At 68.3% G+C, this 12,268-nt stretch carries 12 protein-coding genes; 8 read left to right on the top strand and 4 right to left on the bottom strand.

The genetic code is table 11. From position 1 onward, the window contains the following. Positions 1-30 precede the first annotated feature (30 nt). From pta to pyk, 3 genes are all read left to right on the top strand, one after another. Positions 31-2,121 (top strand): phosphate acetyltransferase, encoded by a 2,091-nt coding sequence (gene pta / locus KCH48_RS37170; RefSeq protein WP_210581670.1) that lies wholly within the window; start codon positions 31-33, stop codon positions 2,119-2,121. Next, entirely contained in the window at positions 2,118-3,335 is a 1,218-nt protein-coding gene (locus KCH48_RS37165; RefSeq protein WP_210581669.1) for an acetate kinase, read from the top strand. The genes pta and KCH48_RS37165 overlap by 4 nt, the downstream gene beginning before the upstream one ends. A 74-nt stretch (positions 3,336-3,409) precedes the next feature. Beyond that, positions 3,410-4,837, top strand: a complete 1,428-nt coding sequence (gene pyk, locus KCH48_RS37160) for a pyruvate kinase (RefSeq protein WP_210581667.1) — start codon at positions 3,410-3,412, stop codon at positions 4,835-4,837. Positions 4,838-4,920: 83 nt separating this feature from the next. On the opposite strand, the gene KCH48_RS37155 is transcribed toward pyk, so the two are convergent. The 3 genes from KCH48_RS37155 to KCH48_RS37145 form a co-directional block, all read right to left on the bottom strand. Further along, positions 4,921-5,313 carry a hypothetical protein gene (locus KCH48_RS37155; protein WP_210581665.1) on the bottom strand — a complete coding sequence of 131 codons (393 nt, stop codon included), beginning with the start codon at positions 5,311-5,313 and terminating at the stop codon, positions 4,921-4,923. 137 nt (positions 5,314-5,450) lie between these two features. Next, positions 5,451-5,657 (bottom strand): DUF397 domain-containing protein, encoded by a 207-nt coding sequence (locus KCH48_RS37150; protein WP_210581663.1) that lies wholly within the window; start codon positions 5,655-5,657, stop codon positions 5,451-5,453. A gap of 11 nt (positions 5,658-5,668) precedes the next feature. Then, the gene (locus tag KCH48_RS37145; protein ID WP_210581661.1) at positions 5,669-6,553 is read right to left on the bottom strand and encodes a helix-turn-helix transcriptional regulator; all 885 of its coding nucleotides are present in this window, start codon (positions 6,551-6,553) and stop codon (positions 5,669-5,671) included. A 142-nt stretch (positions 6,554-6,695) separates the two neighbouring features. Here KCH48_RS37145 and KCH48_RS37140 point away from each other — a divergent pair, with 142 nt between their 5' ends. Continuing rightward, positions 6,696-7,097 carry an ATP-binding protein gene (locus tag KCH48_RS37140; RefSeq protein ID WP_210581659.1) on the top strand — a complete coding sequence of 134 codons (402 nt, stop codon included), beginning with the start codon at positions 6,696-6,698 and terminating at the stop codon, positions 7,095-7,097. On the opposite strand, the gene KCH48_RS37135 is transcribed toward KCH48_RS37140, so the two are convergent. After that, positions 7,037-7,723, bottom strand: coding sequence for a TetR/AcrR family transcriptional regulator (locus KCH48_RS37135; protein ID WP_210581657.1), 687 nt, complete (start codon positions 7,721-7,723; stop codon positions 7,037-7,039). The genes KCH48_RS37140 and KCH48_RS37135 overlap by 61 nt on opposite strands. Positions 7,724-7,926: 203 nt before the next feature. On the opposite strand from KCH48_RS37135, the gene KCH48_RS37130 reads away from it, so the two are divergent. The 4 genes from KCH48_RS37130 to KCH48_RS37115 all read left to right on the top strand — a co-directional run bounded on the left by KCH48_RS37130 (position 7,927) and on the right by KCH48_RS37115 (position 12,170). Further along, a complete protein-coding gene (locus KCH48_RS37130; RefSeq protein ID WP_210581655.1) occupies positions 7,927-8,910 on the top strand; it encodes a tetratricopeptide repeat protein in 984 nt (327 codons plus the stop codon). A gap of 649 nt (positions 8,911-9,559) precedes the next feature. Further along, positions 9,560-10,192 (top strand): DUF6230 family protein, encoded by a 633-nt coding sequence (locus tag KCH48_RS37125; protein ID WP_210581653.1) that lies wholly within the window; start codon positions 9,560-9,562, stop codon positions 10,190-10,192. A 117-nt stretch (positions 10,193-10,309) separates the two neighbouring features. After that, positions 10,310-10,855: a DUF6114 domain-containing protein gene (locus KCH48_RS37120; RefSeq protein WP_210581651.1), complete on the top strand. Its 546-nt coding sequence runs from the start codon at positions 10,310-10,312 to the stop codon at positions 10,853-10,855. Continuing rightward, the gene (locus KCH48_RS37115) at positions 10,845-12,170 is read left to right on the top strand and encodes a hypothetical protein (RefSeq protein WP_210581649.1); all 1,326 of its coding nucleotides are present in this window, start codon (positions 10,845-10,847) and stop codon (positions 12,168-12,170) included. Before KCH48_RS37120 ends, KCH48_RS37115 begins: the two co-directional genes overlap by 11 nt. Positions 12,171-12,268: the final 98 nt, after the last annotated feature.

Below are 12,268 nucleotides of genomic sequence, written 5' to 3'. Positions count from 1 at the left end.
ACACCCCAGCAGACGAAACGGAGAGCACGCGTGACGCGCAGCGTGTACGTGACCGGTATCGACCGCGGCGACGGCCGCCAGGTCGTCGAGCTGGGAGTCATGGAGCTGCTGACCCGGCAGGTCGACCGGGTGGGCGTCTTCCGCCCCCTCGTCCACGACGGACCGGACCGGCTGTTCGAGCTGCTGCGCGCACGGTACCGGCTCTCGCAGGACCCGGCGACGGTCTACGGCATGGACTACCACGAGGCGTCCGCGCTCCAGGCCGAGCGGGGCGCGGACGAGCTGGTCTCCACCCTCGTCGACCGCTTCCATCTCGTCGCCCGGGACTACGACGTCGTCCTCGTCCTCGGCACCGACTACGCCGACACCCAGTTCCCGGACGAGCTGTCCCTCAACGCCCGGCTGGCGAACGAGTTCGGCGCGTCCGTGATCCCGGTGGTCGGCGGCCGGGGGCAGAGTGCCGAGTCCGTGCTCGCCGAGACCCGCAACGCCTACCGCGCCTACGACGGCCTCGGCTGCGACGTCCTCGCCATGGTCACAAACCGCGTCGCCCGCGAGGACCGTGACGGCATCGCCGAGCGGCTCACCGACCGGCTGCCGGTGCCCTGCTACGTCGTGCCGGACGAGCCCGCCCTGTCCGCGCCGACCGTGGCCCAGATCAGTCACGCCCTCGGCGCCAAGGTGGTGCTCGGCGACGACTCCGGGCTCGCCCGTGACGCGCTCGACTTCGTCTTCGGCGGCGCGATGCTGCCCAACTTCCTGAGCGCCCTGACCCCGGGCTGCCTGGTCGTCACGCCGGGCGACCGCGCCGACCTGGTCGTCGGCTCGCTCGCCGCGCACAGCGCCGGCACCCCGCCCATAGCCGGCGTACTGCTGACGCTCAACGAGGTGCCCAGCGACGAGATCCTCACCCTCGCCGCCCGCCTTGCCCCCGGCACCCCGGTCCTCTCGGTCTCCGGCAACAGCTTCCCGACCGCAGCCGAACTCTTCGGCATGGAAGGGAAGTTGAACGCGGCCACCCCGCGCAAGGCGGAGACCGCGCTCGGTCTGTTCGAGCGGTACGCCGACACCGGCGACCTGCTGAAGCGGGTCAGCGCCCCCAGCAGCGACCGCGTCACCCCGATGATGTTCGAGCACAAGCTCCTCGAACAGGCCCGCTCCGACATGCGCCGAGTCGTCCTCCCGGAGGGCACCGAGCCCCGCGTCCTGCACGCCGCCGAGGTGCTGCTGCGCCGCGGCGTCTGCGACCTCACCCTCCTCGGCCCGGTCGACCAGATCCGCAAGAAGGCCGCCGACCTCGGCATCGACCTCGGCGAATCCCAGCTAATCGACCCGGCCACCAGCGAACTGCGCGACGGCTTCGCCGAGCAGTACGCGGCCCTGCGCGCCCACAAGGGCGTGACGGTGGAGCTGGCGTACGACGTGGTCTCCGACGTGAACTACTTCGGCACGCTGATGGTGCAGGAGGGCCTGGCCGACGGCATGGTGTCGGGCTCGGTCCACTCCACGGCGGCCACGATCCGCCCCGGCTTCGAGATCATCAAGACCAAGCCGGACGCCTCGATCGTCTCCTCGGTCTTCTTCATGTGCCTCGCCGACAAGGTCCTCGTCTACGGCGACTGCGCGGTCAACCCCGACCCGAACGCCGAGCAGCTCGCCGACATCGCCATCCAGTCCGCCGCGACCGCCCAGCAGTTCGGCGTGGAGCCGCGGATCGCGATGCTGTCGTACTCGACCGGTACGTCGGGCTCGGGCGCCGACGTCGACAAGGTGCGCGAGGCGACCGAGCTGGTACGGGAGAGGCGTCCCGACCTCAAGATCGAGGGGCCGATCCAGTACGACGCCGCCGTGGAGCCGACCGTCGCCCGCACCAAGCTGCCGGAGTCCGAAGTCGCCGGTCAGGCCAGCGTGTTGATCTTCCCCGACCTGAACACCGGCAACAACACCTACAAGGCCGTGCAACGTTCGGCCGGCGCGATCGCCGTCGGCCCGGTCCTCCAGGGTCTGCGCAAGCCGGTCAACGACCTCTCCCGCGGCGCCCTCGTCCAGGACATCGTCAACACCGTCGCCATCACGGCGATCCAGGCCCAGACCCCCAGCGAGAAGGCAACCGCACAGTGAGCTCGTCCCGTGTCCTCGTCCTCAACTCCGGCTCCTCGTCGGTGAAGTACCAGCTGATCGACATGCGCGACGGCAGCCGGCTGGCGGTGGGCCTGGTCGAGCGGATCGGTGAGGAGACGTCGCGGCTCAAGCACACCCCTCTCGCGACCGGCGAGTCCCGTGAGTGGACCGGGCCGATGGCCGACCACGAGGCCGCGCTGAAGGCCGTATCGGAAGAACTGACGAGGGACGGGCTCGGCCTCGATTCGCCGGAGCTGGCCGCGATCGGCCACCGGGTGGTGCACGGCGGGCTGCACTTCACCGAGCCGACCGTGATCGACGACGCCGTCCTCGCCGAGATCGAGCGGCTGATCCCGGTCGCCCCGCTGCACAACCCCGCCAACCTCACCGGCATCCGCACCGCCCAGGCGCTGCGCCCCGACCTGCCCCAGGTCGCCGTCTTCGACACCGCGTTCCACACCACGATGCCGGAGTCGGCGGCGCGCTACGCGATCGACGTGAAGACCGCCGACGAGCACCGGATCCGCCGGTACGGCTTCCACGGGACGTCGCACGCGTACGTCTCCCGGGCGACCGCGAAGCTGCTGGGCAAGGACCCTTCCGAGGTCAATGTGATCGTCCTGCACCTCGGAAACGGTGCGTCCGCCTCCGCGGTCGAGGGCGGTCGATGTGTCGACACCTCCATGGGGCTGACGCCTTTGGAGGGGCTGGTGATGGGTACGCGGTCCGGGGACATGGATCCTGCCGTCATCTTCCATTTGATGCGTGTTGGCGGAATGTCCACGGACGAGATCGACACTCTTCTCAACAAGAAGAGTGGGCTGATCGGTCTGTGCGGGGACAACGACATGCGGGAGATCCGCCGCCGGATCGACGAAGGTGACGAACAGGCGAAGCTGGCCTTCGACATCTACATTCACCGGCTGAAGAAGTACATCGGCGCCTATTACGCCGTACTCGGACGGGTGGACGCGGTCGCCTTCACAGCGGGAGTCGGGGAAAACGCGAGCCCGGTGCGGGAAGCTGCCGTGGCGGGCCTGGAGGCGCTGGGACTGGCCGTCGACAGCGAGCTGAACGCCGTACGGAGTGACGAGCCGCGGCTGATCTCGCCTCAGTCCGCGCGGGTCGCCGTAGCCGTGGTGCCGACCGATGAGGAACTGGAGATTGCGACACAGACGTACGCGCTCGTAAACGATTCTCGGAATCTCACCTGAGCGGCATCCCGCCCCTTTGCACTTTCCGCCAGACGGAATATTCCGCAGCGAAACAAACCGATAGGATCGCCCCCATGCGCCGTTCGAAAATCGTCTGTACTCTCGGCCCCGCGGTCGACTCCCATGAACAACTTGTCGCGCTGATCGAAGCCGGCATGAATGTGGCCCGCTTCAACTTCAGCCACGGCACCCACGCCGAGCACCAGGGCCGGTACGACCGTGTCCGCGCCGCGTCCAAGGAGACCGGCCGCGCGGTCGGCGTCCTCGCCGACCTGCAGGGCCCCAAGATCCGGCTGGAGACCTTCGCCGAGGGCCCGGTGGAGCTGGAGCGCGGTGACGAGTTCGTCATCACCACCGAGGACGTCCCGGGCGACAAGCAGATCTGCGGGACGACCTACAAGGGCCTGCCCGGTGACGTCTCCCGCGGCGACCAGATCCTGATCAACGACGGCAACGTCGAGCTGAAGGTGCTGGACGTCGAGGGCCCGCGGGTCAAGAGCATCGTCATCGAGGGCGGTGTCGTCTCCGACCACAAGGGCATCAACCTGCCCGGCGCGGCCGTCAACGTCCCGGCGCTGTCCGACAAGGACGTCGAGGACCTCCGCTTCGCCCTCCGCATGGGCTGCGACATGGTCGCCCTGTCCTTCGTGCGGGACGCCAAGGACGTCGAGGACGTCCACAAGGTGATGGACGAGGAGGGCCGCCGGGTCCCCGTCATCGCCAAGGTGGAGAAGCCGCAGGCGGTGGAGAACATGGAGGGCGTCGTGATGGCGTTCGACGCCGTCATGGTGGCCCGCGGTGACCTGGCCGTCGAGTACCCGCTCGAGAAGGTCCCGATGGTGCAGAAGCGCCTGATCGAGCTGTGCCGGCGCAACGCCAAGCCGGTGATCGTGGCGACCCAGATGATGGAGTCGATGATCACCAACTCCCGCCCGACCCGCGCCGAGGCCTCCGACGTGGCCAACGCGATCCTGGACGGCGCGGACGCGGTGATGCTGTCGGCGGAGTCGAGCGTGGGCGCCTACCCGATCGAGACCGTGAAGACGATGTCGAAGATCGTCGTCGCGGCCGAGCAGGAGCTGATGTCGAAGGGCCTCCAGCCCCTCGTCCCCGGCAAGAAGCCGCGCACGCAGGGCGGTTCGGTCGCCCGCGCCGCCTGCGAGATCGCCGACTTCCTCGGCGGCAGGGGCCTGATCGCCTTCACCCAGTCCGGCGACACGGCCCGCCGCCTGTGCCGCTACCGCGCTTCCCAGCCGATCCTCGCCTTCACGACAGACGAGTCCACCCGCAACCAGCTCACGCTGAGCTGGGGCGTCGAGTCCCACGTCGTCCCCTTCGTCAACAGCACCGACGAAATGGTCGACCTGGTCGACGGCGAAGTCCTGAAGCTGGGCCGCTTCAACGCCGGCGACACTCTGATCATCACGGCGGGGTCGCCTCCTGGGGTGCCGGGGACGACGAACATGGTGCGGGTGCATCATTTGGGCGGGGCGGCTAAGTAACGCGGGGGCCCTGCAAGGGGCTTGTACGACTCTGAGGGCGCCCCTTTTCAGCAGGGGGCGCCCTCAGCTGTTCTCAACTGGGGCTACGGCAGGTCGCCGGCCAGCCGCTCCCACTCCTGGACCTCACTCCAGCGGGGGTGATCCTCGAGAAGCAGGGCCAGCGGCCGAACCGGCGCGAGCAGGCGCCGGATCATCCGGAGAGCCAGCATCCGCTCGCGGTCGAGTTCCCGCCAACGCGGAGCCGACCGGGCGGCCTCCTGCACGGACATGGGCATGGCCGCGAGTGCGCGCTCCAACACGGCCGCTGGATCGAGCAGCGCGACGCCCGCACCCGGGCCCACGTGCTCCAACAGCCAGGACCGCAGGTGCAGATCCCGCAACAGCCACTCGCCGCTCTGTGCCCCGGTCGCCCGCTCGGCGCCCGTCAGCAGCGCCGTCCAGGCCTGATCGACCGCCTGCCACCGCTCATCGGTCAACCGGGTCAGCCTGGTCGGATCGTCCTGGAGCCGCGCGGCGAACTGCTGCGCCGCACACGACCGTCGAGGTCGAGCCGGTCGAGGCCGTCGAAACACCCGGTCACCCGAACATCACCCCGGCCGCTTCGAACGCCTCCTTACCGAGCCGTTCCGCTCCCCCGCCAGCGGCCTGCTCCGACTGCACGTATGAGGTGACCCAGGGGCGCGGGCGTGGTGGCGATGATCTCGTGCGGGGTGTCGCTCTCGCGGAGACGGAGGGTGCCGTCGGGGGCGGCGGCGAGGTAGAGGCAGTTGTTGTTCTCGTCACCGCTGAACGAGGATTTCTGCCAGGCGAGTTGGGGCACTGCGGGCCTTCCTACAGGTCGTACAGGAGGTGCTGGATCAGCATCAGAGAGCCAGTCACCGGCTGTGCTTCCGGTGCGGTCGATGGGGCGATCGGCGGGAGCGCAGTCCCCTTCAACCGCTCGAAGAGCGCACGGTATTGGGACAGGTGTTCCGGCGAGTCACGGTAGAGCAGGTGTGCTGGGTGGTCCAGTACGACAGTGGCCAACTCCTCGATGGGAGGAACCAGATACAGGAAGGGGGCACTGGCGCCCGAGTAGTACCTCCGCGCGCGGAACGGAAAGACCTGGATGGTCACGTTGGGCAGTCGTGCCAGCTCGATGAGATGTAGCAGCTGCCTGCGCATGACATCTGGACCGCCGTAGTGCATGCGCAGGGCGGCCTCGTGAATCACCGCGTGGACGGCAGGGGCGTTCTCACCTGTGAGGATCCTCTGGCGATCCAGTCGGAAGGAGACGGCATCCTCGGTGGTGGCGTGCTGGGGGCGTGCGTCCCCGAACAGCGCCCGGATGTATTCCTCCGTCTGAAACAGACCGGGGACAAGCAGAGGCTCGTATGACCAGAGGGTGACTGAACCAGCCTCCAGCTCCGCGAGGTTGAGAGGGTGCTGGTGCACCCGTTCTTGGTAGGCGCTCCACCATCCCTTGCCGCTGGACTCGGACATCGTGACCAGAGCCTCAAGGTAGGGGGTAGAAATATCACCGTAGTGCTCGAGGAGTCTGCGGAGCCGCTCAGTGGAGATGGCAGTGCGCCCGCCCTCGATGTTGCTCATGAAAGGGGGCCTGAGGCCTGTCATCGCAGCGGCCTCATTTGTGCTGATCTCGCGAGCCTCGCGAATCCTGCGCAGCTCGGCCCCAAGGCGCCGCTGTCGTTCGCTGATCCTGGTCCGTAGCGCCAAAGTCCGTCCCTCTCCGGAAAGTGGCCGTCACTCATTCGAGGAGCCAAGTAGAAAAACTACCCTCTGCCCTCTACCGTCAGTATCGCAGCCAACACAGGTTGTGCGCAGTCGAGTTGTGACTCTTCACCTTGGGGGAGGCCTCATGAACAAAAACGAGGACGACTGGGAGTACAGCATCAACCTCCCGCACAGCCCCCTCGCGGTCGGCGTCGCGAGAGGCGCACTGCGGTTGATCCTCCGGGCGCACGGACTCGCTGAACTCCTCGTCACAGCTGAGCTGTTGGCCTCCGAGCTGGTCACCAACGCGCATCTACACGCGCCCGGCCCGTCCTGCCTGCGCGTGCGACGGTCGGGGAAATGGCTGCGCCTCTCGGTATGGGACACCAGCAGTGAACCGCCCCGGCCGCCACGCCCGCACGGCACGGACCGTGAGGAGGGGCGAGGGATGGGGATCGTGGACGAACTGGCCGATCGGTGGGGGCATTACTCCCTGGGGGTGCCCGGAGTCGGCGGGAAGCTGGTCTGGTGCGAGCTGGGTGCGTGACGCGCCGTCGCGGACGAGCTCAGGCCGTTCAGTAGCAGCCTGGTGAAGTCCTGCGCCCATTCCATGTCCACGGGCTCCGCACTTACCAGGGCCCGATGCACCACGGCGCCCGCGATCACGTCGAAGATGAGGTCTGCCGTGCGGGCGGCAACTTCGGGATCGCTCTCCTTCGGCAGCTCCCCGCGACTCTCGGCCCGGGCACGGCCTTCCAGTACGAGCCGCTTCTGGCGGTCGACGATCGATGAGCGGACGCGAGCACGCAGCGCGTCGTCTGTTGTCGACTCGGCGATCAACGCCATCAGCGCCGTCTTCGTCTCGGGGCGCTCCAGCAGCCCGGCGAATTGGAGCACCACGCCCTCGACGTCGGCCGCGAGGTTTCCCCGGTCCGGGAGCTCCAGCTCGTCGAAGAGTGCCGCGACGGCATCGACTACGAGCTCGTTCTTGCCCGCCCAGCGGCGATAGAGCGTCGTCTTCGCAACCCCCGCCCGCGTCGCCACGTCTCCCAGCGTGAGCTTCGACCAGCCCAGATCCACCAGGGCCTCCCGTGTGGCCGCGAGGATCGCGGTGTCCGCGGTGGTGCTGCGCGGGCGTCCTGTGGCGCGTGGGGCGGAAGTGGGGCTCTGCATCCCCTGACCATAACCGGCGGTGCCTGTGAGGCCGTGAGGGAGATCACCGGGGCGGAGTACCGCGGAGGCACTCGGTGCCATTACGCTACGGGTCGTAGCGAAACCATGGGTGCGGGGTGGGGACCCGGCGCCGAAACGAAGACTGCGCGACCGGCTTTCTCAACGCTTTTCACACACACGCGAGAACGGGGGAGGATAGACGCATGCAGCCACGGAACATGTCCATGAGCGGAGTCGTCGACCTCGCCGCGGTGAAGGCGGCCCAGGAGGCCAAGGCGAAGGCGGAGCAGGCGCGCGCCGAAGCGGCCCGGCAGGGCGGCGGGGGAGGAGCCGTCTCCCCGGCCGACCTCGTCATCGATGTCGACGAGGCCGGATTCGAGCGCGATGTCCTCCAACGGTCCACCGAGGTACCGGTCGTCATCGACTTCTGGGCCGAGTGGTGTGAGCCCTGCAAGCAGCTGAGCCCGGTCCTGGAGCGGCTGGCGGTCGAGTACAACGGGCGCTTCGTCCTTGCCAAGATCGACGTCGACGCCAATCAGATGCTGATGCAGCAGTTCGGGATCCAGGGGATTCCCGCCGTCTTCGCCGTGGTGGCGGGACAGGCGCTGCCGCTCTTCCAGGGGGCCGCCGGCGAGGCGCAGATCCGGCAGACGCTCGACCAGCTCGTCCAGGTCGCCGAACAGCGGTTCGGCCTCACCGGCCTGGCCGTCGACCCGGAGGCCGACCCCGGCGCCGCCGAACAGCAGCAGGCTCCCACGGTGCCGGCGGGGCCGTACGACGCCTTGCTCGAAGCCGCCGTACAGGCCCTGGACGCGGGCGACTTGGGCGGTGCCGTACAGGCGTACAAGAACGTGCTGAGCGACGACCCGGGCAACATGGAGGCCAAACTCGGCCTTGCCCAGGCCGAGTTGCTCCAGCGGGTGCAGGGGCTCGACCCGGCGCAGGTACGCAAGGACGCCGCCGACAAGCCGGGTGATGCGAGGGCGCAGGTCGCCGCCGCCGACCTGGATCTGGTGGGCGGTCATGTCGAGGACGCGTTCGGACGGCTCATCGACACCGTGCAGCGCACGGCGGGCGAGGAGCGGGAGGGCGTACGGGTGCGGCTGCTCGAACTCTTCGAGGTGGTCGGCGCCGAGGATCCGCGAGTCGTCGCGGCGCGCAGGGCGCTGGCGCGCGCCCTGTTCTGACCGGGGTGGGGGCCCGGTTCTGACCAGTCGCTAAACGCCGGGGCATGTGATGCCCGAGTGAAAGATTGGCTGACAGAGGACCAGAGCGGCCGCGCTTTACCAAATCTTGGTAATCGCGGCCGCTGTTACTGCGAGTAAGTCAGAGCCGTTGATCTGTCAGAATCTGTCCAACGATCAACGGCTTTGTCCATCCCCCAGGATCGACCCAGCGTTGCCACCCGAGACCCGAGGGTCGTTGTTCGGTTATCCGGCCGTTACTAGTGAGTAACGAACCCCCTTGTGCGGGCGGCGAGAATGCACCACGATCGGCGACGCTCGGTCCATTCCCGTACCCCGACAGCCGGTTGGGTCGACGGGAGTCAAGGGTCCCCACCGAGTAGAGCCGGCGGCAGTGGCGCCGGCTCTTGGGCAGGGGGGTCTTCGCTTACCGGCGAAGCCTGTCCAGCAAGGTTGTGCGTGATGCGTGTCAGGCGCGACCAGTGGTTGTCGCTCGGGGGTGATCGCCGGTGATCGAGGCGCGTTTCGCGCTTCCGAGCGCGGGCGCTCCCCTTCCCGAGGACGTAGCACTTCTCCCATCCCTGCCCGGCTGAATCGTCGACTCGACAGGGGCAGCCAGGGCCAGGAGATGTACGTCCGAGAAGGAGGAAATATGGAGTCCCAGGTGCGTGGCGGGACCAGATGGAAGCGGTTCGCTGTGGTCATGGTGCCCAGCGTCGCCGCCACGGCGTGTATAGGTATCGCTCTCGCGCAGGGCGCTCTCGCCGCGTCGTTCAGTGTGTCGGGGCAGTCGTTCAAGGTCACGGCCGACAAGCTCGTCGGCACAGGCTTCTCCCAGTACGGGGCCATTGACTCGGGGACCACCCTCGACGGCAAGAAGACGGCTCACCCCGTCGCGGTCTCGGCCTTCAAGCAGGCCTCGATCACGAACATGTGCCAGTCCGTGGTCACGCCGAACATCCCGCTGCTCGGTTCCGTCAGCCTGACGCTGAAGGCGGGCGGCGGCGGTACGCCGGTTCAGGCCGAGAACCTGTACATCGACGTCGAGGAACTCGAGGCGAACGCGACCTTCGAGAACATCGACATCGGCGTTGCCGCCAAGGACGCCAAAAAGGGTCCTGGCATGAAGGAAAACGAGACCTCGAACCCGTTCGGGTTCGCGCAGCAGGCCGATCGGGCCACGCTGACCGATGTGAAGCAGACGGCGTGGGCGACCACCGCCGGAACCTTCAAGCTCAGCGGCCTGAAGATGTCGCTGTCGACGGGTGTCAAGGAGTGCTACTAAGCACTCCATGACGGGCGGGGGAGCCGATGGCGCCCCCGCCCGTCACCGTAGAAGCGGAATCTTCACACCCAGTACAACTCACCACCACAGCAAAGCCGCACCAGGGAGCTGTTTTCCATGAGCGCCGAGACTCCTGCCGCCACCGGCCAGTTCAGCCGCCGGAGGCTGCAGTTCCGCGCCTGGCGGGGCACCCGGCCGTTCTGGGCCGGGCTGTTCGTCCTCCTCGGCGGAATCCCTATCGCTTACTTCCCGTACGCCAATCTGAAGATCGGGCACCTGACGCTGGCGATGGCGACCACCGCGGGCGCCGGGTCCCTGATCATCGGCGTGCTGCTCGTTGTGCTCGGCATCAGCCTCTGGTTTCAGAAGCACGTACGCACCTTCGCGGGCGTAGCGGCGATCCTGCTGGCCCTGGTCTCCATCCCGGTGTCCAACATTGGTGGCTTCCTCATCGGCTTCCTGCTGGCGATGGTCGGCGGTGCGATGGCAGTGGCCTGGGTGCCGGGTGAGCCGCCGGCGCCGGAGGCGGAGGAGACCGGGAAGGGCGAGGGCGACGCGCCCGAGGGCCTGACCGGTCCGAGCGCCGATCCGCTGGGTGAGCCGATCGATCTGTCAGGAACGAGCCCGGCGAACGGGGCGAACGGGAGGCACAGTGCCGGCTGACGAGGTGACCCACGGGACTGAGGTGGACAAGTCCCGTGTGAGAACCGGGCCGCGCCATGCGGCACCCAAGAAGCCGCTGTTCACCAGGTTTCAGATGCCGGCCGGGAAGGCGATAGCCCTGGCGGCGATGCCGACGGCTGTCCTCATGGGCATGGGGTTCACACCGAAGCTGGCACTCGCTGAGGACCAGCCGACGTCCAAGAGCCTCACGGCGGACGAGTACAAGGAATGTGTCGCGGCCCTCGAGGACGAGGCGTCGGCGAGCGCGAGCCCGTCACCGTCCGCGTCTGCGAGCGAGTCCGACGAGGCGGAGCCGTCGCCGTCGGAGTCCTCGACCGGGGACACCGGGACTTCGGGCTCCACGGAGGGCAACTCCTCGGGCGGCAAGGACTCTTCGTCGGATTCAGGTTCCGACGACGAGCCCACGCCGACGCCGTCGGCCTCCGCGAGCGGCTCGGGCGGCTCGGAGTCGGGCGGCGACGCCGCCACGCCGAGCCCCTCGCCGTCGGAGAGCGGCGGCGGCCTGCTGGAGGACATCGGCGACGCGATCTCCGACATCTTCACCGGCGGTCAGGGCGCGTCGGCGAGCGCGAGCCCGTCACCGTCCGCCACCCCGTCGGCGTCCGCCTCCGAGAGCGCCAAGTCCTCGTCGTCCGACGCCGTCAAGGAGACCACCGAGAAGGTCACCGACACGGTCGAGGACACCGTGAAGGACACGACCGACACGGCGTCGAAGGCGGCCGAGGAGAAGCAGGAGGCGGTCAAGGAGGCGGCCGAGGCTGCCGGACAGGCCACCGAGTCGGCCACGCCGAGCCCGTCCGCGAGCGCCACCACGGACGCCGATGGCTGTCCGGTCGCCACGGACGAGGAGGGCGGCGTCGACAACACGGTGCCGCTGCCCGACGACCCCTGGTACCTGGACGCCAGTTCGCTGACCCTGAGGGGTGCGGACTACCAGGGCATCGTCGAGGTGAGGACCGCCAACGGCACCAAGAAGAAGGTGCTGAAGTACGTCATCTCAGACGGCACCGACATCGGCGACCTGCACCAGACGGTCAAGGACAAGCAGTCCGGCAAGACCTACCACGTGCAGGCGGCCAAGGGCTCGACGTCCACGATCACCGGCGGCAAGACGGTGATGTACACCGAGAGCATCTCCGGCAACCTGCTCGGTCTGATCCCGCTCACCTTCGACCCGGAGCACCCGCCGCCGCTGAACATCCCGCTCATCATCTTCACCAACGTGAAGGTCGTGCAGGCCGGCCAGTTCGGCGGCGACCTGACCGTCCCCGGCCTGCACAGCTGGCAGGACTGAACGCCGGGACCGGCCGAAGCGCCACCCTCTCGAGTCCTCTCCGGGAGCCGCAAAAGGCTGTGCCCCCGCCGGGTTTCGACCCGGCGGGGGCACAGCCT

Source organism: Streptomyces sp. GESEQ-4 (genome assembly GCF_017948455.1).
In the GTDB taxonomy this organism is placed as follows: Bacteria; Actinomycetota; Actinomycetes; order Streptomycetales; family Streptomycetaceae; genus Streptomyces.
Note: the sequence above shows the minus strand (reverse complement) of the source record. Positions and strands in the feature narration are given on the sequence as shown.